Genomic DNA, 20,088 nt, shown 5'->3' on the forward strand with positions numbered 1-20,088 from the left:
GCGTCGGGCTCGCCGACCAGTCCCGCCCACCGGACCGGAAAACTAACCGAACCCTGCGGGGGCCGCTCGGTTGCCGGTGAGTCAGGTTTGCGTCAGTTCGAGCGATGTCACCGTTCGTCAGGGTTCCGAGCACGCTGCGTTCCGTCGATGCGTGTGACATGAAGGGATCGAGGGGGATATCCGCGGAAGATCGGAATTCACGGGATCCGAACTCAACTCACCCGGCCGCGCCGCAGGATGCGCGGTCGCACCGGAAAGATCACCGATCGGAGCAACCGGACGGACGTACGGCGGATCTCAGCCAACGCTCAGCCTGCGGCCCGTACCGTGTGCCGCATGAGATCGCCGTCGCCGGCCGCGTGGTTCCGGCGTGCCCTGCCCACCCGCCGCCGCGCGATCGCCGCGGGGGCGGTCGTCGTGCTGCTCGCGGCCGCCGTCGGTTGGGCGGTGTGGCCGCGGGGATCGGGCGTACGCACCCAGAGCGCGATGCTCACCGTCCGCTCCGGACCGTCCGGGGACCAGCCCGTCGACCTGGATACGACCCTCTACCTCCCGGCCGGGGCGTCGTCCGGTCGGAAGGTCCCCGCTGTCCTGTTGGCGCACGGGTTCGGCGGGACCAAGGAGTCGGTGCGCTCGGACGCGGAGGAGTTCGCCGGGCGCGGCTACGCGGTGCTCACCTGGACCGCGCGGGGCTTCGGCCGCAGCGGCGGCGAGATCCACCTGGACAACCCGGACTACGAGGTGCGCGACGCCCAGCGGCTGCTGGACTGGCTGGCCGCCCGGCCCGAGGTGCGCACCGACGCCCCCGGCGATCCGAAGGTCGGCGTGGTCGGCGGCTCGTACGGCGGCGGGTTGGCGCTGCTGCTGGCCGCCCAGGACCGTCGGGTGGACGCGATCGTCCCCATGATCACCTGGAATGACCTGTCCCGGGCGTTCCTGCCGGAGAGCACCGGTGGGGCGCCGACCGAGGGCGTGTTCAAGAAGGGCTGGGCGGGTCTCTTCTTCGGTGGGGGCGGCAACGTGGGCAGTGGCCCGGCCGGGCTCTCTGGTGCGACCGCAGCCCAGCCTCAGGGGGCGCCGGCATCGGCCGGCCCGCCCAGCCCGGGGCCGGGCCAGGGCCCGGGCACGGCTCCCGGTGGCGCCCCGGCCGGCGCCGCCGACCCGTCCTGCGGACGATTCGCCGCCGACGTGTGCGCCGCGTACCTGCGGATCGCCACCGCCGGCCGCGCCGACCAAGCCGCCGTGGACCTGCTGCGCCGCTCCAGCCCGGCGGGCGTGCTGGACCGGATCAAGGCCCCCACCCTGCTGGTGCAGGGTGAGGCGGACACCCTCTTTCCGCTCGGTGAGGCGGACGCGAACGCGAAGGGCATCGCCGCCGCCGGCACCCCGGTCCGGGTCGCCTGGTTCACCGGCGGGCACGACGGTGGCAGTGGGCCCCGCTCGGACGAGGACCGCGTGAAGTTCCTGACCGTCCAGTGGCTCGACCACTACGTCAAGGGCGAGGGGGACGCGCCCGGCGACGACTTCACCTGGTCGCGGATCGCCGGCTTCGACGCGCTCGACCGGGGCCTGGTCGCCACCGGCTTCCGCCGCGCCGACTATCCGGGCCTCGCCGGCAACGCCCGCCGGGAGGTGCCGGTCGCCGGTCCGGCGCAGCCGATCGCGAACCCGCCGAACGGCAACCCGGCCGCCATCTCCTCGATCCCCTTCGCCGGTGGCCTCACCTCGCTGCTGGACGGGGTGGCCGGCGACGTGCCCGGCCAGCACGCGCGCTTCGAGTCGGCGCCGCTGACCGAGGCGGTGGACGTGGCGGGCGCACCCACCGTCACCGTGCGGGCCGCCTCGCCGACCGGGGAGGCGGTGCTCTTCGTCAAGCTCTACGACGTCGACCCCGACGGCGCGGCCACCCTGCCGAACGGGCTGGTCGCCCCGGTGCGGCTCACCGGCCTGCCGCAGCGGGTGCAGGACGCCCGCCCGGTCACCGTGACGCTGCCCGGGATCGTCCGCCGCGTCGAGGCCGGGCACCGGTTGCGACTGGTGGTGGCCAGCTCCGACCAGGCGTACACCACGCCCGCCGAGCCGACCGTCTACACGGTGGCCGCGGACGGCGCGGTCAGCCTGCCCACGGTCAGCGGTGAGCCGATCCCCACCGCGGCGACGCTCTGGCGCTGGGTGCTCGCCGGCCTGCTCGCCGCCATCGTGATCGGGCTCGTCGTGGTCGTGGCCGTGGTCCGCCGCCGGCACCGCCGCCAGGACCGCTCGGTGCATCCGGAGTACGCGGACACCCCGCTGGCCGTGCGCGCGCTGCGCAAGGAGTACGCGGACGGCTTCGTCGCGGTGTCGAACGTGGACTTCGAGGTGCACCCCGGTCAGGTGGTGGGTCTGCTCGGGCCGAACGGCGCCGGCAAGACCACCACCCTGCGGGTGCTGATGGGGCTGACCCAGCCGACCGATGGAGAGATCTATGTCTTCGGTCGTCGGCTGGTGCCCGGCTCGCCGGTGCTGTCCCGGATCGGCGCGCTGGTGGAGGGGCCCGGTTTCCTGCCGCACCTGTCCGGTCTGGACAACCTGAAGGCGTACTGGAAGGCCACCGGACGGCCGGCCGAGGACGCGCACTTCGACACGGCCCTGGAGATCGCGGGGCTGGGCGACTCGGTGCACCGGAAGATCAAGAATTACAGCCACGGCATGCGTCAGCGACTCGCCATCGCCCAGGCCATGCTCGGCCTCCCCGAGCTGCTGGTGCTGGACGAGCCGACCGACGGGCTCGACCCGCCGCAGATCGCCGAGATGCGCCGGGTCCTGCAGCGGTACGCCACCGACGGCCGTGCGGTGCTGGTCTCCAGCCACCTGCTGGCCGAGGTGGAGCAGACCTGCACGCACGCCGTGGTGGTGAACAAGGGCCGGATCGTGGCGTCCGGGCCGGTGCAGGAGATCGTCGGCGAGTCGCCGAGCGTGCTGTTCGACGTCACCGATCCGGTGGCGGCGCGGGCGGTGCTGGACCGGCTGCACGGCGTACGGGTGCTGCCGGAGAGCGACGGCCAACTGGTGGTCGACACCAACGGCACGGCCCGCAGCGAGGTGGTGGCGGAGCTGGTGCGCGCCGGCATCGGGGTGGACCGGGTGGTGCCCCGGCGACGCCTGGAGGACGCGTTCCTCGCCCTGGTGGGCGAGAACTCTCGGGGAAGCGGTGACCGGTGATGGCTGGATCTTCCGTCGAGGCGCCGGTGGGCGTCACCGACCCGGCCGGCGCGGCCCGGGGCTACCGACCCTCGGCCACGATGCCCTTCGCGGCGGAGTTCCGCCGGCAGGCGTCCCGGCGGCGGACCCAGCTGGCGCTCGGATTCATGGTGCTGCTGCCGCTGATCATCCTGGTCGCCTTCCAGTTCAACTCCGGTGGCGACGACGACAACGGCAACAACGAGTTCGCCAGTCTGGTCGACCTGGCCACGTCCGGCGGGCTCAACTTCACCCTCTTCTCGATCTTCGTGTCGGCGTCGTTCCTGCTGGTCGTGGTCGTCGCGCTGTTCTGCGGCGACACGGTGGCCAGCGAGGCGAGCTGGGGCAGCCTGCGCTACCTGCTCGCCATCCCGGTGCCCCGGGCCCGGCTGCTCACGGTGAAGCTGGTGGTCGCGCTCGCGTACTCGGGGCTGGCCCTGCTGCTGCTGGCCGGCACCGCCCTGATCGCCGGGACCCTGCGCTACGGCTGGTCGCCGCTGCGCAGCACGGTCGCCGCCGAGCTGGAGCCGACCGAGGGGCTGCTCCGGCTGCTGGCCGTGCTCGGCTACCTGGCGGTCGTACTCCTGGTGGTGGCCGGCCTGGCGTTCCTGCTGTCGGTGACGACGGACGCCGCGCTCGGCGCGGTCGGCGGAGCGGTTCTGCTCTGGATCCTGTCCAGCATCCTGGACCAGATCACTGCCCTGGGGGGCCTGCGCGACTTCCTGCCCACCCACTTCAGCACCGCCTGGCTGGGGCTGCTCTCCACGCCGGTGCAGACCGACGACGTGGTACGCGGCTGCATCTCCGCGATCAGCTACGCGACGCTGTTCTGGGGGTTGGCGTTCTGGCGGTTCACCCGCAAGGACATCACGTCGTAGCCTTCCGCCAGGCGCTGACGCCGATCCGGCCCGTGTTGCCCACGTCGATCGGGCCGTCCGGGTCGACCTCCTCGGCCGGCTGACCGGCGGCGGGAGCGACCGTCAGGTACGCCCCGGCGGTGGCCACCACTGTCGAATCGGTGACCAGGTTGCGCCAGAGGACGGTGGCGACGGCCCGCTCGCCCTTGCGCAGCGTGACCGGCTGCGGCGGCTGATCGAAGCCCGAGGTGATCTCCTTCGCCCCGTTCACCACCCGCAGGATGATCGGCTTGCGCTGCTCGTTCAGGACCCACAGCACCGGGTAGCCGTTGAGCCGGTAGGGGCGGTCGCCGCAGTTGACCAGTTCCAGGCCGAGGGCGCGCAGGCCCATCGCCGCGTCCCCACCGGTGGACCGGATCCGAATGCCGGAGGCCGGGCATTCGGCGACCGGATCGGCGCTCGCCGACGGGGTCGTGCCGGGCGTGGCCGGTGGCCTGCCCGTGGGGTCACCGCCCTGGCCCCGATGGTCGCCGGGTGTGCAGGCGGCGAGCAGAAGTGCTGCCGCGACCACCGCGCTGGCCCGTCGCCGTGCTGCCGTGCCGAGGGAGATCATCCGCCGATCCTCGCCCACGCGGGCGCCCCACCGCCGGCCGGCCCCGCAGCTCGCCCGGGCCGGCTCTCGTGTCGACCCGCCGGTCTACCGCTGCACGGCGCACCGGTGATCCACCCCCACTTCGCCGACGTGGCGGTATCCCGCGACGTGGAAAGGCCCATGTCGGCGATACGGAGCGGATCATCGGTCGTGCGTCAGATCACCAGAGCGGCCCGTCGGCATCGCCGGCTCCTGGGGCGGTGGGCTCTACGCCCCACACATGGGGCAGCTCGACAGGCGCTGCGGGCACCCCGACAGGCTGTACGGCCACCTCGGCTGGCGGTACGTTCTGGGCGGGAGCGCTCCCACAAAGGCGATATATTCCGATCAGGGATTTTCCCACCAGCAAGGAATTTATTAACTTCGATACGTTCATGTTCCACCATTGAAGAGATCTGTCCCCTTCGATGGAGGTTTCCATGAACGTCTCTCGGCTCGGCGGGCCGACCCTGTCCCTGTTCCGCATCGTGACCGGCCTGCTGTTCATGCTGCACGGCCTGTCCTCGATCTTCGGGCTGTTCGGCGGCAACCCGATGACCGGCTCGGCGATACCGCTCGGCTCCTGGCCGGGCTGGTGGGCCGCGCTGATCCAACTGATCTGCGGCGCGCTGGTGCTGGCCGGGCTCTTCACCCGGCCCGCCGCGCTGCTCGCCTCCGGCTCGATGGCGTACGCCTATTTCGTGGTCCATCAGCCCGAAGACCTGCTTCCGCTGCGCAACGGCGGTGAGCTGTCGGCGCTCTTCTGCTGGTCGTTCCTGCTGGTCGCGGCACTCGGCTCGGGCCCCTGGGCGCTCGACGCGCTGCTCGCCCGGCGTCGCGTCGACGCTCCACCGGCCTCGGTGACCGACCCCGCGCCGGTCTCCGCCTGACCGCACCCGTACCGCGCGTCGCCGGAGCCTCGACGAGGCGGCTCCGGCGGCGGCGTCAGGCCGGAGGGCGCGGGGTGAGGACCGCGTCCAGGAGCCCCGGGTACCGCTGGTCCAACTCGTCGCGGCGGAGCCGGACCAGTCGGCTGGTGCCGGCGGCCCGGGTGCGGGTCAGGCCCGCCTCGCGCAGCACCTTCAGGTGGTGACTGCGGGTCGCCTTGGAGACGCCGAAGTCGAAGCTGCCGCAGGCGGCCTCGCCGCCCTCGGCGAGCGCCCGCACGATCTGTAGCCGCACGTCGTCGGCGAGTGCGGCCAGCACGGCGGTGACCGGTACGGCGGTCAGGTCGGGTTCGTGCGACTCCATGTGACCAGTGTAACCCTTGTTCGACAATTTTCGAACAACACCCTATGGTCGGTGTCGTTGGTTCGAAGATACTCGAACAAGGAGCTGACGATGCGATCCCGCGCCGCCGCCTATCCGCTGCTCGCCGTGCTCGCCTGGGGTGCGATGTTCCCGATCCTGGCCAGCGCGCTGAGCCGGGTCGATCCGCTCAACCTGACCACCGCCCGCTACCTGCTCGCCGCCGTCATCCTGGTCGCCATCCTTCTGGTCCGCGAGGGGTCCGCCGCGCTGCGCCTCGGCGGTCGGGGAGTCGAGGTGGTGGTGCTCGGTGTCGTCGGCTTCGCCGGCTTCAACCTGCTCACCAACCTGGCGCTCGAACACGCTGCCCCGCAGCAGGTCGCCCTCTTCGTGGCGACCACCCCGATCGTCACCCAACTGGTCCGGTGGGCCCGCGACGGCGTACGGCCGAAGCCGCTCCTGCTGGTCCTCTCGCTGGTGGCGCTCCTCGGAGTCGGCCTGGTGATCACCCGCGGGAGCTTGGCCGGGCTCGGCCAGTTCGGTCTCGGCGGCCTCATGATGATCGGAGCGGTGCTCGGCTGGGGCATCTACACCCACGGCGCCAGCCGGTTCGGCGCCTGGTCGCCGCTGCGCTTCACGACCCTTACCGCGCTCGCCGGCGCGGCCGCCCTGCTGGCCGCGAGCATCGGCGCCGACGCCGTCGGGTGGCAGCACGTGCCGGCCGTCGCCGACCTCGTGGCGATCACCCCACAGTTGGCGTACGCCGTGCTCGTCGCCGCCGTCGTCGCGGTGCTGGCGTGGAACACCGGCGTGCAGCGGCTGGGCGCCGCCAACGCCGCCCTGTTCATGAACCTGGTCCCGGTGACCACCTTCGTCGTGCAGATCGCCCGCGGCTACCGGCCGGAGGCGGTCGAGCTGGTCGGCGCCGCGATCACCATCGCTGCCCTGGTCGCCGCGAACCTCGCCACCAGGGCACGGACCCGGTCGTCGTCCCTGCCGCAACCCACCGCGGTCACCGACCCGGCAGCGGTGGTCGACCCGGTGGCGGTGGCCGCCCGCTGACCCACTGGCTGGGATACCCGGTGGAGGCGACAGGCAACGTTGCCTAGACTCGACGGCACAACTGCATACCTCATCCAGAGGGGCTGAGGGATACGGCCCGACGACGCCCCGGCAACCACCCCGCGCGCTCACCGCTGAGCGACAGGCGGGGCAGGTGCCAATTCCGTCCCCGCCGCACCGTGCGATGCGGGGAAAGATGAGAGGACTCTCGACATGACGTCGACGCTCGCCGCCTCCGGCATCGACACCTCCGCCAGCCCCGCCCGCGCCCTGGTCTGTCGCGCCTGTTCGGCCCGCTACCCGCTCGCCGCCCAGCACGCCTGCTACGAGTGTTTCGGCCCCCTCGAAGTGGACTACGACACCGCTGCCCTGGCCACGGTCACCCGGGAGCAGATCGAGGCAGGCCCGAAGAACATCTGGCGGTACGCCGCGCTGCTGCCCGCCGGCCAGGACCCGGCCACCCGGGTCACCCTCGACCCGGGGCTGACCCCGCTGGTGGCGGCCCCGCACCTCGCCGCCGAGCTGGGCATCACCGCACCGCTGTGGGTCAAGGACGACAGCGCCAACCCGACCCACTCGTTCAAGGACCGGGTCGTCTCGGTGGCGCTGACCGCCGCGAAGGCACTCGGCTTCACCCGGTTCGCCTGCGCGTCGACCGGCAACCTGGCCAACTCGGTGGCCGCGCACGCCGCCCGCGCCGGTGTGCCCTCGGTGGTCTTCATCCCCAGCGACCTGGAGCAGGGCAAGGTCATCACCACCGCCGTGTACGGCGGCGAACTGGTCGCCATCGACGGCTCGTACGACGACGTCAACCGGCTCTGCGGTGAGCTGGTGGAGACCGACGAATTCGAGGACACGGCGTTCGTCAACGTGAACGTCCGGCCGTACTACGCGGAGGGCTCCAAGACCCTCGGCTATGAGGTGGCCGAGCAGCTCGGCTGGCGCATCCCGGCCCAGGTCGTCATCCCGATGGCCAGCGGTGAGCTGCTCACCAAGATTGACAAGGCGTTCTCCGAGCTGGTCGAGATCGGCCTGGTCGAGGCGCCGGCCGGCGGCTGGAAGGTCTTCGGGGCCCAGTCGGCCGGCTGCAACCCGATCGCCGCCGCGCTGCACGCCGACACGGACACGATCACCCCGGTCAAGCCCACCGGCATCGCCAAGTCGCTCAACATCGGCGACCCGGCCGCCGGCCTCTACGCCCTGGAGGCGGTCCGCCGCACCGGCGGTTGGATGGAGTACGCCGACGACGACGAGATCCGCGCCGGCATCCGCCAGCTCGCACGCACCACAGGCGTCTTCGCCGAGACGGCGGGCGGGGTGACCGCGGCGGTGCTGCGCAAGCTGGTCGAGTCCGGGCGGCTCGACCCGACGGCCGAGACGGTCGTGTTCAACACCGGCGAGGGCCTGAAGACCATCGACGCGGTGGCCAGTCAGGTCGGCCCGACGCACCACATCAAGCCCAGCCTCCGCGCGGCCCGCGACGCCGGCCTCCTGGGCTGATCCTGGGGCCGCGCCGGGCTGACCGGTCGGTAACTGGGTTTTCGCTGTGAGTATGGAAAACCCGCCGGTCTGGACTTGACGGCAGGAACCGGACGGCGCAAGATGCTCCGTGCGGGAGGGCATTTCGCCGGAGACTTTTGAAGTTCTTGCGACCCAACGCCGGAGGCGTTGTGCGAGTGTCCCTCCCGACCACGTCCGATGGGGCCAGCGAATAATTCGCTGGCCCCATCGCTTTTCCGGCTGTCAGGCTTCCCGGCATGAGCATCACGATCACGTCGTTCGACGGCACCGACCGGGCCGCCGTCGACGAGGCGTACCGGCTCGGGATGGCGGCCAACGACGTCGACCTTCCGGACTTCCCGCCCTTCTGCCGGCGTCGCTTCGACGCGCTGTTCCACACGCCGGCACCCGGCACCCGATCGCTCTGGGCACTGGCCCGGCTGGACGGTGTGCCGGCCGGCTACCTCCAGCTCGACCTGCCGCAGCTCGACAACACCGACAACGCCACCGCCGAGCTGACGGTGCATCCCGAGCTGCGGCGGCGCGGCGTCGGCCGGGCACTGCACGAGTACGGGGTGCGTCTGCTGCGCCAACACGGCCGCAAGCGGGTGGTCGCGATGACAGTCCGCGCGCTGCCCGGCGGTGCGGCCCGTTCCGGGGCGGGCGACGCGTTCGCCGCCTCGACCGGCGCGCAGTCCGCCCTGGCCGAGGTGCGACGCCGGCTGGAGATCGCCCACATCGACCGGGTCGCCCTGCGGGCGGCGCTCGCCGAGGCCAAGCCGCGGGCCGAGGGCTACCGGTCGGTCTGCTGGCAGGGCACCACGCCGCAGGAGTTCGTGGCGGACATCGCCTACCTGGACAGCCGGCTGTTGATGGACGCGCCGATGGGTGACGTGCAGTGGGAACCGGAGCAGGTGGACGCCGAGCGCATCCGGGGCAACGAGCGCGCGTTGGACGCCCGGGGCCGCCGGCGCTACCACCTCGGGATGCGGCACGAAGCGTCCGGTCGGCTGGTCGCCTGGACCCTGCTCGACGTGGGCGCCTCCGCCGACTGGCACGCCTTCCAGCAGATCACCATCGTCGACCCGGCCCACCGTGGGCACCGCCTGGGCCTGATCGCCAAGGCGGAGAACCTGCACCACCTGCTCACCCACGAACCGGCGGTACGCGTCATCGACACCTGGAACGCGGCCAGCAACAGCTACATGGTGGCGATCAACGAGCAGCTCGGCTTCCGCCCGGTGGACGCCTGGAACAACTGGCAGCTCACCCTCTGACGGGCATCCGCCCCTACTGCTCGCGGACCTGGCTGTTGCATGATGGCGGGCATGACGGAGACCCCGCATCCCCTGTACGACAGGCACGCCGACACCCTCAACCGAGCGCTGACCGCGATCACGGAGCGGGGCTACTGGTCCGCCTATCCCGAGTCCCCCAGCCCCCGCGTGTACGGCGAGACGGCCGCCGCCGACGGCAAGGCTGCCTTCGAGGCGTACCTCGGCGGGGACTTTCCGCTCGACCAGCCGGGCGCCGGCGAGCGGATCGCCACCGAGACGAGCCCGTTCGGCGTCGAGCTGGCGGTGCGGTACCCGCATGCCGGCACCGACGAGCTGATCGCCGCCGCCTCCGCCGCGCTCCCGGCCTGGCGCGACGCCGGCCCGCAGGCCCGCGTGGGCGTCTGCCTGGAGATCCTGGACCGGCTGCACAAGCACATCTTCGAGCTGGCCAACGCGGTGCAGTTCACCAGCGGGCAGGCGTTCGTGATGGCCTTCCAGGCCGGCGGCGCGCACGCGCTGGACCGGGCGCTGGAGGCGCTGGCGTACGCGTACGCCGAGATGACCCGGCACCCCGGCACGGCCGGCTGGGAGAAAGCCGCCGGCAAGGGCGACCCGCTGCGGATGACCAAGACGTTCCACGTGGTGCCGCGTGGGGTGGCGCTGGTGATCGGCTGCAACACCTTCCCGACCTGGAACTCGTACCCTGGGCTGTTCGCCTCGCTGGTCACCGGCAACCCGGTGATCGTGAAGCCGCACCCGCGCGCGGTGCTGCCGCTGGCCGTCACGGTGAAGTACGCCCGGGAGGTGCTCGCCGAGGCCGGCTTCGACCCGAACCTGATCATGCTGGCGGCCGAGGCGCCCGGTGAGAAGCTCGCCAGCGACCTGGCCCTGCACCGGTCCGTCAAGATCGTCGACTTCACCGGCTCCACCGAGTACGGCGACTGGCTGGAGACGCACGCCCGGCAGGCGTCGGTCTACACCGAGAAGGCCGGGCTGAACACGGTTGTCATCGACTCCACCGACGACTTCGCCGGCATGTGCCGCAACCTCGGCTTCACGCTGACCCTCTACAGCGGGCAGATGTGCACCACCTCGCAGAACATCCTCATCCCCGCCGGTGGCATCGAGACCGACCAGGGGCACAAGAGCTTCGACGAGGTGGCCGGCGGGATCGCCGCGGCGGTCGGCAAGCTGACCGCCGACCCGGCCCGGGGCGTCGAGCTGACCGGCGCCATCGTCAACGACGGGGTGCTGGAGCGGCTTGCCGAGGTCACCAAGGTGGGTGAGCCGGTGCTGGAGTCACGGGCCGTGGCCCATCCGGCGTACGCCGACGCGGTGGTGCGTACCCCGACCATCGTGAAGCTGGGCGCGGACGACGCCGAGACGTACGGCCGGGAGTGGTTCGGGCCGATCTCGTTCGCCATCGCCACCGACTCCACGGCGCACAGCCTGGAGCTGCTGCGTCGGACGGTCGGGGAGAAGGGCGCGCTCACGGCGGCGGTCTACTCCACCGACGAGGCCGTGCTGGACGCCACCGAGGCGGTCGCGGTCGAGGTCGGGGTGCACCTGTCCTGCAACCTCACCGGCGGGGTCTTCGTCAACCAGTCGGCGGCGTTCTCCGACTTCCACGGCAGCGGGGCGAACGCGGCGGCCAACTCGGCGCTGACGGACGGGGCGTACGTGGCCAACCGGTTCCGGATCGTGCAGTCGCGGCGTCCGGTCTGATTCTTTGGTTGCGGTTGGGGGTTTCCGGGGCAGCCCGACCCGCTCCGGGCGGTCAGGCTTGATCCCTGCGCGGGTCGGGCTGCCCCGGAAACCCTTCCTCGGCACGGTTGTCGCCTACGCGTCCGGCTTTCAAGACATCTCCGGTGTCTTGCCCTGGGAAGGGTTCTCTTGTTTACGCTTCTCGGCGCATTTGTAGTTCGGTCAGGGCGGGGATCGTGGGGTGGGGGACTCGCACGCCGGTGTCGATGAAGCCCAGCCGCTGGTAGGCCCGGTAGGCGCGGTCGTTGCCGACCACCACCTCCAGCAGCAGCTCCGGTCGGCCGCAGGCCCGCGACCAGGCGGCCACCCCGTCGATCAGCTCGCCGAGCAGCCCGCTGCCCCGCCAGGCCGGCGTGACGTACACGGCGTAGATGACGGTCAGCCCCGGCTCGTTCGGCGCGACGGTGCCGCCGGCGTGCCCGACCAGACGGCCGCCCGGGTCCGCGACGAACTGCGCGTTGTGGGGGCCGGCCGACGTGTACGCCACCCGCGCGGCGAACTCGCGGTGCGGTCGGGCCGCCGCGTCCGCCAGGGTCTCCAGGAAGGCCAACGGCGCGTCGGCGAGCATCTCCAGGCGCAGTGCCCGCATCCGGGCGGCGTCCTCCGGCCGGACCCGGTGGATCTCGGCCTGCCGAACGGCGGCTGAGCCGATATCGGTGGTCATGTCCGCATGCCTACCACAGGGCGGGAGCTGCCTCGGGGCGTGCCCCGCCCCCGCTGCCGGGCCGCCGGGCGGCGAGCCGGTGGGCCCCCGGGACCGGTCGTCCGTGGCCCGTTCCGGTTCGGCTCCCGGACCCGGTCGGGTCGGGTCGGGAATACGCCCGATTTGGGGTCGTGCGCGGCCGTCACTCCTCGTGTAGCGTGCGATTTCGGTCACCTTTCAGCGGCCGTCGTCGATCGCTGAGGCGGTGGTCCGAGGGCGTCGGCCGTGCCGCGCGCCCGGGCAGGCAACGCTGCGCAAGAGTGAGGGAAGTGCACCGTGGCACAGGGTTCCGTGAAGTGGTTCAACGCCGAAAAGGGTTACGGCTTCATCGCCGTCGACGGCGGTCAGGACGTGTTCGTCCACTTCTCCGCGATCGAGATGGACGGCTACAAGGCGCTGGACGACGGCCAGCGGGTGGAGTTCGAGATCGCCCAGGGTCAGAAGGGCCCGCAGGCCGAACACGTACGCGTCATCGCCTGAGCGCATTCCCGACCTTTTCGCTCGCGGATCCCCCCGATCGGCTGGCGGGTCGGGGCTGCGGTGCGGACGCCCACCCGGGAAGATCGTGAGCCGTTCCAGCCGATGCTGAGGAGGGTTCATGACCGACCAGCCGCCCCCACCCACCACGCCCTCCGGGCCGGGTGAGTCGGGCCCGTCCGACCCCACCTCACCCGTCTCCGGCGCGGCCCCGGGCACGCCACCGGCCTCCGGCGCAGACCCCGGGCCGCCACCCGGACACGACCCCGGCCCTGCGATGCCGCCTGGATACGGCCCTGGTCCTGCGATGCCGCCCGGATACGGCCCGATCCCCCAGGGCTGGGGGCAGGCCGGTCCGGCGGGTACGCCGGATCCCACCGCGCAGGGTGGTTGGGGTCCGCCGGCCGGGCCGCCGCCCGGTTGGGATCCCGCGCAGGGCGGCTGGGGTCCGGCCGGTGCGCCTCCGCAGGGCTTTGTCTTTCCGCCCACCGGCGGCTACCCGCCCGGGTCGGGCCCCTACGGCGGGCAGCCGTGGTATCCGGGGGCGCCGGTCGGCTGGTACCCGCCGGGTTACGGGTTCGATCCGAACGACGCCCTGGTCACTCCGCCCGGTGCCGGCATCGGGGCCTGGTTCGAGCGGTGCGGGGGCGCGCTGCGCCGAAGCTGGCGGCAGTTGGTGCCGATCATGCTGCTCACGCAGGTCCTACCGGCCGCGGTGCTCTCGGTCATCTCGCTGGGTGTGGACCCGTCGCCCGGCTGGGAGGCGCAGGCCGAGATGGATCCGGCGGCCGGGCTGCCGGACAACTTCGCCGCCACCCTGGCAACCCTCGTCGCCGTGCTGGTCGGCGGCAGCCTGCTGATCGGTCTGGTGCAGGCGGTGGGGTGGGCCGCCGGCAGTTGGGTGATCACCCAGCAGGCGACCGGCCGGCCCGCCAGCCTGGATGCGGCGCTGCGCTACGGCCTGCGCCGGGCGCTCGGCCTGTGGGGTTGGACGTTGCTGGTCAGCGTGCTCATCGGTGTCGGCTTCTGCTTCTGCGTCCTGCCGGGCATCTATCTGGCGTTCGCGTTGAGCCTGGTCGGCCCGGTCTACCTGTTCGAGCGGCAGAACCCGATCGGCAGGTCGTTCGGGATGTTCCACGCCCGGCTCGGGCTGCTGCTCGGCCGGGTGGCCGTGGTGGGCGGGGCTGTGATCGTCGGCACGCTCGTTCCGGGCTTCCTGGAGTCGGTGGGCACCACGGCGTTGGGCACGGACCCGTTCGCGTCCCCGGGCGCCGCGGTCGGGGTGGTGGCGGTGATCGGTGTCACGGCGGTGCTGGCGCTGCCGGCCCACCTCGTCCAGTTGATCGGTCTGCTGATCACGTACGCCGAGCAACGCGCCCATGAGGCGCCGGTGAACGGGGCCACACTGGCTGCGGAACTCGGCTGAGCGGGTCCATCGTGCTTGCACTCGGCAGGTGAGAGTGCTAAACAAGTCATTGGCACTCGCATACCGTGAGTGCCAATGGTCGGGACGGTGGGGCCAGGTTGCCCAGGCGTGGAGACGCCGGGGCGGCACATGGCCGGTCGTCGCGGGCTATCCGGCCCGGCCGAAGGACGTCGTCGTCGCCAGGTGGCGACGTCCCAAGGTGCGTACACCAGGCGGCCCATCCGGGGCACACATCTCGGGTGGCCCGTGAGTGTCCAGGAGGACAACGCCGTATGGCCAAGATGATCGCTTTCGACGAAGAGGCTCGCCGCGGCCTCGAGCGGGGCATGAACCAGCTCGCCGACGCCGTAAAGGTGACCCTCGGCCCCAAGGGCCGCAACGTCGTGCTCGAGAAGAAGTGGGGTGCCCCCACCATCACCAACGATGGTGTGAGCATCGCCAAGGAGATCGAGCTCGAGGACCCGTACGAGAAGATCGGCGCTGAGCTGGTCAAGGAGGTCGCCAAGAAGACCGACGACGTTGCCGGTGACGGCACGACGACGGCGACCGTCCTGGCCCAGGCCCTGGTTCGCGAAGGCCTGCGCAACGTGGCCGCCGGCGCCAACCCGATGGCCCTGAAGCGGGGCATCGAGGCCGCGGTCGCGAGCGTCTCGGAGGAGCTGTCCAAGCTCGCCAAGGACGTCGAGACCAAGGAGCAGATCGCCTCCACCGCCTCCATCTCCGCTGGCGACAGCACCGTCGGCGAGATCATCGCCGAGGCGATGGACAAGGTCGGCAAGGAAGGCGTCATCACCGTCGAGGAGAGCAACACCTTCGGGCTGGAGCTGGAGCTCACCGAGGGTATGCGCTTCGACAAGGGCTACATCTCGGCCTACTTCATGACCGACCCGGAGCGCATGGAGGCCGTCTTCGACGACCCCTACCTCCTGATCGTCAACAGCAAGATCTCGTCGGTCAAGGACCTGCTCCCGATCCTGGAGAAGGTCATGCAGTCGGGCAAGCCGCTGCTGATCATCGCCGAGGACATCGAGGGCGAGGCCCTGGCCACCCTGGTCGTCAACAAGGTCCGGGGCACCTTCAAGTCGGTCGCCGTCAAGGCGCCGGGCTTCGGTGACCGCCGCAAGGCCATGCTCGCCGACATCGCCATCCTCACCGGTGGCCAGGTCATCAGCGAGGAGGTCGGCCTCAAGCTGGACGCCGTCGGCGTCGACATGCTGGGCCGTGCCCGCAAGGTCGTGGTGACCAAGGACGAGACCACGATCGTCGACGGTGCCGGTGACGCCGAGCAGATCCAGGGCCGGGTCAACCAGATCCGGGCCGAGATCGACAAGAGCGACTCCGACTACGACCGCGAGAAGCTGCAGGAGCGGCTGGCCAAGCTGGCCGGTGGCGTTGCGGTGATCAAGGTCGGCGCGGCCACCGAGGTCGAGCTCAAGGAGCGCAAGCACCGCATCGAGGACGCCGTTCGCAACGCGAAGGCCGCCGTCGAGGAGGGCATCGTCCCGGGTGGTGGCGTCGCGCTGGTGCAGGCCGGCAAGACCGCCTTCGACAAGCTGGATCTGGTCGGCGACGAGGCGACCGGTGCCAACATCGTCAAGGTGGCGCTGGACGCCCCGCTGCGGCAGATCGCCGTCAACGCCGGCCTCGAGGGCGGCGTCGTGGTGGAGAAGGTCCGTAACCTCGAAGCGGGTCACGGCCTCAACGCCGCCAACGGCGAGTACGTCGACCTGCTGGCCGCGGGCATCATCGACCCGGCCAAGGTGACGCGCTCGGCGCTGCAGAACGCCGCTTCCATCGCGGCGCTCTTCCTCACCACCGAGGCCGTCGTCGCGGACAAGCCGGAGAAGACCCCGGCTGCCCCGGCTGGCCCGGGTGGCGGGGACATGGACTTCTGAGTCCAGTTCCGACACACCGAACGGGGCGGGCCGCTGACGCGGTCCGCCCCGTTCGTCGTCAGGTGGGCAGCGGGCGCTGGTTGCGGCGCTTCTGCGTCCGGTCGTACGGCGGGAGCAGTTGGATCGGCGCGTCCACCATCTCCTGCGGTTCCTCGGTCAGCCGCTCGCCGTTGGTGGTCATTTCGGCCAGTTGCTCGGCGTCGCCGTAGTCGAGCCGGTCGAACGGGAGTTGGCCGGGCAGTTCGCCGACCGGTTTCCAGGTGATCGGCGGGCCGTCCTCGGTCTGGTCGTCATCCGTGGTCATGGCTGCCTCCTCTACCGAAACGGTAGGGGGCGTCGATGGGTAATGCGGGCGAATGGACTCATGTCCCATTTGCCCTCTCACGTCACCGGTAGGGTCCGCCGGTACAGGAAGAAGACCCGCTCGATCCGGGCGCCGGCGCTGCCGGAGTAGAACGGCACCGGCCCCACCCAGCCGATCTGCGCCCGTTCCACCCCCGCCGCACACTGGTCGCGCAGGCAGCGTCGCAGCAGCACCCCACCGATGCCCGAACCCTCGGCGGCGGGCGCGGTGCCCATCGGCCCGAACCAGCTCGGCCGGGACGACCCGTAGGCGGCGAAGCCCAGCACCTCGCCGGCCCCCTCCGCCAGGTGGCAGCCGGCTCCCGCGCGGCCCACCGACCCGGCCAGCTCGCCGTCCCAGGTGCCACCGAACGTGGACCGGGCGAACGCGGCCAGCGCCGGCAGGTCCGCGGGCTCCGCCCGGCGTACCGTGATGCCCTGCCCAGCCAGCCGTTGCTCTGCGGCCTCCGTGGACCGCAGGGCCGGTGACTCGTCGTACGACAGGTCCGCGGTCATGTTCCAGGCGGTCCGGTCCTGGTGGTAGCCGAGCGCCAGGGCGGCGCACACGGCTGGCGTGTACCGCACGTCGATGCCCGGCCAGGCGTAGTACGGCGGGTTCCCGGCCAGCAGCACCTCGGTGACGCCGCGCTCGGCGAGTGCCTGCTCGGCGCGCGACAGCAGCGTGCGGCCCACCCCCTGGCGGCGCTGGCCGGGGAGCACCGCGACCAGGTCCACGTGCCCGATGCCCACCTCGGTCGGCGACACCGAGCAGAGCAGCACCCCGACCAGGTCGTTCCCCCGGTACGCGCCCAGCCCGACCACGGCACGGTCGGCAGCGGCCCGGGTCCACAGCACGTCCACGATGGCGGCCGCCTCGGCGGCGTCCTCGGGCAGGTCGAGCGCCTGCGCGCAGAACCCCGCCACGGTGGGTGCGAGATCGAGGGTCAGCTCGGTGATGGTGATCTCGGCGTCCATGGTCGCCGACCCTAGATCACCCGTCGCCTCCCGCCCTGCTCACCCCCGGGCGGCGCGAACGGCGGCGTACGCGTCGACCTGGCCGGCGCCGGTGACGTTCGCCGGGCCGCCGCAGGCGTCGGTGGGGTTGTCGGAACGGTACGTCGGCTCGGCCGGCGTCGCGGTGTCCCGCAGGATCTGCCGGGTCCTGGTCAGGTCCCCGACCAGCGCCGGGTTCGCCGACCACATGAGCGCGACAACTCCCGCCACCTGCGGGGTCGCCATCGACGTGCCGTCCAGCGCCGCGTACCCGCCGCCGGGCATGGCCGACACCACGCCCACCCCGGGCGCCAGCACGTCCGGTTTGCCCAGGCCGCCCGGCACCGGCCCGCGTGAGGAGAACTCGGCCACCCGCCGCTGCGCGTCCACCGCGCCCACGGTCAGCACGTTCGCGTACGGAGCGGGCGGGTCGTCGATCGACGCGCACCACGGACCCGTATTGCCGGCCGCGGCGACCACGAAGATCCCGGCGGCGTCGAGCGCCGTGGTGGCCGGGAACAGCGCCTGCCGGTCGCAGCCCTCGATCGCCGGGCAGCCCCACGAGTTGGTCAGCACCTGCGGGGCGCGCTCCGGCCGACCGTCGGTGAACGGATCCCCGCCGGGCGGGAAGGGCGCCAACATGAACTGGAGGCAGTCCAGGTAGTGCCCCGGGCTGCCCAGGTTGCGGTCCAGGTTGACGCAGCCCACCCACTGCGCGTCCGGCGCCACCCCGATGCCGTCCCGGCCGACCGCGCTGCCCACCGTGTGGGTGCCGTGCCCGCCCTGGTCGTTCGGCGTCCGGGTGCCGTCCCACGGGTCGTACCAGGAGTCGTCGCCGCCACGGAACCCGGCCCGCAGCGCCGGATGGCCGCCGTCCACACCGGAGTCGGAGCTGCCGACCACGATTCCCCTGCCGGTCACCCCGAGCTGCGACCAGACGCGGTCCGCGCCGAGCTGGCGGATGTTCCACTCCGGGCCGGTCGGCGCCGGCGCGGTGCCCCGGGTCTGTCCCGCCGGGGCCGGCAGCGGCCGCAGGCGCTGGCTGACCAGCACCCGAGCCACCTCGGGTCGCCGCGCGAGCCAGGCCCGTACGGCCGGGCCGCCGTCCACCTCGACCGCGTTGACCAGGTAGTACGGCACCGGGTCGAGTCGTAGCCGCTCCGCCGTGCGGCGCAGGTCGACCTGGCTGCGATCGGCGGTGGTCACCAACCGCCGGTAGACCTCCGCCGCCCGGGCGTCCCGTCCGGCCTGCCCGGGGGCGCCGGCCGGGATGCCGCTCAGGTCGGCCTGCTCGCGCAGCACCACCAGCAGTCGCTCCCCGTACAGGCCGGGTTGGCCGGGCCCGACGTCGACGACACCCACGGTCACCAGCAGGACCACCGCCGCCAGCGCGGCGACCCGGCGACTCGGGGTGCGTGCCGTCGGCCGGGCCAGCAGTACCGCGTACCCGATGGCGACCAGGACCGCGACGGCGAGGCTGGCGCCGGCGGCGGCCGCCACCCAGAACGGGACGTCCCGGGTGCCGATCAGCAACAGGGTGATCTCTTCCGGGTCGGTGAAGGCCAGCGGGCCGAGCGCGGCCAGGCCCACCAGCCAGCCGGTCGCGGCCCGGCCGGCGCGTGCGGCGTCGGCCGGATCGGCGGTGGGCCGCCAGGTCGCGGCCGGGTCGGCGGTGGGCCGCTGGGCCGCGGCCTGGTCGGCGGTCGGTCTCCAGGCCGCGGCATACAGCGCGGCCAGCGCGAAGCCCGTCGGCGGCAGGGTCAGCAGGGCGGGCAACTGCGCGCCGGACTGGCCCGTCCCGGCCGCGAGCAGCAGCAGCGCCACCCCGGCGACCAGGCCACCGACCAGCACCAGCCGGGCCGGCCGGGGCGGCCGGCCGACCGCGAACCGGGACCAGAAGGTGGCGTCCAACAGCGTCGCGGCCAGCACCCCGAGCGCGGCCGCCGCCACCAGCGCGAGCGCTGTCTCCAGGAGCCCGCCGAGCGCGCCCAGCCAGGCCCACGGCAGCAGCAGCGCCAACCCGGCGGCGACCGCGAGCAGCGGCACCGGCCCGGGTCGGCGCGATCCACGCTGCCCCCCGACCGGCTTCGAGTCCCCGACGGTCGACGGTGCGGCGCCGACGCTCGACTCCGGGCCTCCGGCGGCCTGAGCGGGGGCGGCGTCGCCGTTCGGCGCCGCGCCGCCGGTGCGGTCGCCGGCCCTCGACGCGGTGGCGTCGGGAGCGGCGCCGACGTCCGAGCCGGACGATCGTCGCGCCGACCAGGCCACGGTGAGCGCGCTGAGGGATGCGGCGGCGGCCAGCGCGGCGAGGTACGCCTCGTGGTGCACGGGCGGCACGATGCGCAGCAGCGTGAGCACGCCGAGGATGAGCGCGGCGGCCAACCACACCCGCCCGGTGGCCCGAACCGTGGCCGAGCGGGGCAGCACGGCCAGCAGCAGGGCGGGCGTGCCCACCAGCACGACGGTGACCAGGCCGAGCACCGGCCAGAGCCAACCCAGCCGGTCCCGTCCGAAGCCGAGCAGCACCTGATCGGTGAGCCAGCCACCGGCCTGGGTGGCCACCGTGACCGCGACGATCCAGCAGCCGACGACCACGGCCGCGACCACCGGCCACGGGGAGCTGCGGTCGCCGAGCCCGGGATGCGCAGGTTGACCATGCATCCGGAAACCCTACGACCACCCCGAGCAGTCTCG

General features: G+C 72.5%; 16 protein-coding genes and 1 riboswitch. Of the genes, 10 read left to right on the top strand and 6 right to left on the bottom strand.

Annotated elements, in window-relative coordinates; translation table 11 throughout:
- Positions 1-336 precede the first annotated feature (336 nt).
- Both ACGGAQ_RS18110 and ACGGAQ_RS18115 read left to right on the top strand, forming a co-directional pair.
- A complete protein-coding gene (locus ACGGAQ_RS18110; protein WP_393050529.1) occupies positions 337-3,201 on the top strand; it encodes an alpha/beta fold hydrolase in 2,865 nt (954 codons plus the stop codon).
- Positions 3,201-4,097, top strand: coding sequence for an ABC transporter permease (locus ACGGAQ_RS18115; RefSeq protein ID WP_393050532.1), 897 nt, complete (start codon positions 3,201-3,203; stop codon positions 4,095-4,097). The genes ACGGAQ_RS18110 and ACGGAQ_RS18115 overlap by 1 nt, the downstream gene beginning before the upstream one ends.
- On the opposite strand, the gene ACGGAQ_RS18120 is transcribed toward ACGGAQ_RS18115, so the two are convergent.
- Entirely contained in the window at positions 4,087-4,689 is a 603-nt protein-coding gene (locus ACGGAQ_RS18120; protein ID WP_393050535.1) for a DUF4232 domain-containing protein, read from the bottom strand. The two genes, ACGGAQ_RS18115 and ACGGAQ_RS18120, sit on opposite strands and share 11 nt — an antisense overlap.
- 458 nt (positions 4,690-5,147) lie before the next feature.
- Between ACGGAQ_RS18120 and ACGGAQ_RS18125 the strand changes: the two genes are divergently transcribed.
- Positions 5,148-5,597, top strand: coding sequence for a DoxX family protein (locus tag ACGGAQ_RS18125; RefSeq protein ID WP_393050538.1), 450 nt, complete (start codon positions 5,148-5,150; stop codon positions 5,595-5,597).
- 55 nt (positions 5,598-5,652) lie between these two features.
- Here ACGGAQ_RS18125 and ACGGAQ_RS18130 read toward each other — a convergent pair whose 3' ends face one another.
- Positions 5,653-5,958: an ArsR/SmtB family transcription factor gene (locus ACGGAQ_RS18130; protein ID WP_393050541.1), complete on the bottom strand. Its 306-nt coding sequence runs from the start codon at positions 5,956-5,958 to the stop codon at positions 5,653-5,655.
- 90 nt (positions 5,959-6,048) lie between these two features.
- Here ACGGAQ_RS18130 and ACGGAQ_RS18135 point away from each other — a divergent pair, with 90 nt between their 5' ends.
- From ACGGAQ_RS18135 to paaN, 4 genes are all read left to right on the top strand, one after another.
- Positions 6,049-7,017, top strand: a complete 969-nt coding sequence (locus ACGGAQ_RS18135) for a DMT family transporter (protein WP_393050543.1) — start codon at positions 6,049-6,051, stop codon at positions 7,015-7,017.
- A gap of 67 nt (positions 7,018-7,084) precedes the next feature.
- A riboswitch (SAM riboswitch) is annotated at positions 7,085-7,220 on the top strand.
- Between the two features lie 10 nt (positions 7,221-7,230).
- On the top strand, positions 7,231-8,517 hold the full coding sequence (gene thrC, locus ACGGAQ_RS18140) for a threonine synthase (RefSeq protein WP_355064433.1): 1,287 nt from the start codon (positions 7,231-7,233) through the stop codon (positions 8,515-8,517).
- A 257-nt stretch (positions 8,518-8,774) separates the two neighbouring features.
- Positions 8,775-9,794, top strand: coding sequence for a GNAT family N-acetyltransferase (locus tag ACGGAQ_RS18145; protein ID WP_393050546.1), 1,020 nt, complete (start codon positions 8,775-8,777; stop codon positions 9,792-9,794).
- 51 nt (positions 9,795-9,845) lie between these two features.
- Positions 9,846-11,519 carry a phenylacetic acid degradation protein PaaN gene (gene paaN / locus ACGGAQ_RS18150; RefSeq protein WP_393050549.1) on the top strand — a complete coding sequence of 558 codons (1,674 nt, stop codon included), beginning with the start codon at positions 9,846-9,848 and terminating at the stop codon, positions 11,517-11,519.
- 172 nt (positions 11,520-11,691) lie between these two features.
- On the opposite strand, the gene ACGGAQ_RS18155 is transcribed toward paaN, so the two are convergent.
- Positions 11,692-12,222 carry a GNAT family N-acetyltransferase gene (locus ACGGAQ_RS18155; protein ID WP_393050552.1) on the bottom strand — a complete coding sequence of 177 codons (531 nt, stop codon included), beginning with the start codon at positions 12,220-12,222 and terminating at the stop codon, positions 11,692-11,694.
- Between the two features lie 315 nt (positions 12,223-12,537).
- On the opposite strand from ACGGAQ_RS18155, the gene ACGGAQ_RS18160 reads away from it, so the two are divergent.
- The 3 genes from ACGGAQ_RS18160 to groL all read left to right on the top strand — a co-directional run bounded on the left by ACGGAQ_RS18160 (position 12,538) and on the right by groL (position 16,059).
- Positions 12,538-12,741 (top strand): cold-shock protein, encoded by a 204-nt coding sequence (locus ACGGAQ_RS18160; protein WP_088950422.1) that lies wholly within the window; start codon positions 12,538-12,540, stop codon positions 12,739-12,741.
- Between the two features lie 304 nt (positions 12,742-13,045).
- The gene (locus ACGGAQ_RS18165; RefSeq protein WP_393050556.1) at positions 13,046-14,164 is read left to right on the top strand and encodes a hypothetical protein; all 1,119 of its coding nucleotides are present in this window, start codon (positions 13,046-13,048) and stop codon (positions 14,162-14,164) included.
- Positions 14,165-14,436: 272 nt separating this feature from the next.
- Positions 14,437-16,059: a chaperonin GroEL gene (groL, locus tag ACGGAQ_RS18170; protein ID WP_393050559.1), complete on the top strand. Its 1,623-nt coding sequence runs from the start codon at positions 14,437-14,439 to the stop codon at positions 16,057-16,059.
- A gap of 58 nt (positions 16,060-16,117) precedes the next feature.
- Here groL and ACGGAQ_RS18175 read toward each other — a convergent pair whose 3' ends face one another.
- The 3 genes from ACGGAQ_RS18175 to ACGGAQ_RS18185 all read right to left on the bottom strand — a co-directional run bounded on the left by ACGGAQ_RS18175 (position 16,118) and on the right by ACGGAQ_RS18185 (position 20,055).
- Positions 16,118-16,363, bottom strand: a complete 246-nt coding sequence (locus tag ACGGAQ_RS18175) for a hypothetical protein (RefSeq protein ID WP_393050561.1) — start codon at positions 16,361-16,363, stop codon at positions 16,118-16,120.
- A 77-nt stretch (positions 16,364-16,440) separates the two neighbouring features.
- Positions 16,441-17,376: a GNAT family N-acetyltransferase gene (locus tag ACGGAQ_RS18180; protein WP_393050563.1), complete on the bottom strand. Its 936-nt coding sequence runs from the start codon at positions 17,374-17,376 to the stop codon at positions 16,441-16,443.
- Positions 17,377-17,415: 39 nt separating this feature from the next.
- Complete coding sequence (locus ACGGAQ_RS18185; protein WP_393050566.1) at positions 17,416-20,055, bottom strand: S8 family serine peptidase; 2,640 nt, start codon at positions 20,053-20,055, stop codon at positions 17,416-17,418.
- Positions 20,056-20,088: the final 33 nt, after the last annotated feature.

This window comes from Micromonospora sp. NPDC047557, from assembly GCF_043205095.1.
Lineage (GTDB): Bacteria > Actinomycetota > Actinomycetes > Mycobacteriales > Micromonosporaceae > Micromonospora.

Bases quoted from the DNA above. Each gene is read 5' to 3' on its own strand.
- ACGGAQ_RS18120 (WP_393050535.1), bottom strand. From the start codon at position 4,689: ATGATCTCCCTCGGCACGGCAGCACGGCGACGGGCCAGCGCGGTGGTC.
- ACGGAQ_RS18165 (WP_393050556.1), top strand. From the start codon at position 13,046: ATGCCGCCCGGATACGGCCCGATCCCCCAGGGCTGGGGGCAGGCCGGT.
- ACGGAQ_RS18130 (WP_393050541.1), bottom strand. From the start codon at position 5,958: ATGGAGTCGCACGAACCCGACCTGACCGCCGTACCGGTCACCGCCGTG.
- ACGGAQ_RS18155 (WP_393050552.1), bottom strand. From the start codon at position 12,222: ATGACCACCGATATCGGCTCAGCCGCCGTTCGGCAGGCCGAGATCCAC.
- ACGGAQ_RS18115 (WP_393050532.1), top strand. From the start codon at position 3,201: ATGGCTGGATCTTCCGTCGAGGCGCCGGTGGGCGTCACCGACCCGGCC.
- ACGGAQ_RS18110 (WP_393050529.1), top strand. From the start codon at position 337: ATGAGATCGCCGTCGCCGGCCGCGTGGTTCCGGCGTGCCCTGCCCACC.
- ACGGAQ_RS18145 (WP_393050546.1), top strand. From the start codon at position 8,775: ATGAGCATCACGATCACGTCGTTCGACGGCACCGACCGGGCCGCCGTC.
- thrC (WP_355064433.1), top strand. From the start codon at position 7,231: ATGACGTCGACGCTCGCCGCCTCCGGCATCGACACCTCCGCCAGCCCC.
- ACGGAQ_RS18135 (WP_393050543.1), top strand. From the start codon at position 6,049: ATGCGATCCCGCGCCGCCGCCTATCCGCTGCTCGCCGTGCTCGCCTGG.
- ACGGAQ_RS18175 (WP_393050561.1), bottom strand. From the start codon at position 16,363: ATGACCACGGATGACGACCAGACCGAGGACGGCCCGCCGATCACCTGG.
- groL (WP_393050559.1), top strand. From the start codon at position 14,437: ATGGCCAAGATGATCGCTTTCGACGAAGAGGCTCGCCGCGGCCTCGAG.
- ACGGAQ_RS18125 (WP_393050538.1), top strand. From the start codon at position 5,148: ATGAACGTCTCTCGGCTCGGCGGGCCGACCCTGTCCCTGTTCCGCATC.
- paaN (WP_393050549.1), top strand. From the start codon at position 9,846: ATGACGGAGACCCCGCATCCCCTGTACGACAGGCACGCCGACACCCTC.
- ACGGAQ_RS18185 (WP_393050566.1), bottom strand. From the start codon at position 20,055: ATGCATGGTCAACCTGCGCATCCCGGGCTCGGCGACCGCAGCTCCCCG.
- ACGGAQ_RS18180 (WP_393050563.1), bottom strand. From the start codon at position 17,376: ATGGACGCCGAGATCACCATCACCGAGCTGACCCTCGATCTCGCACCC.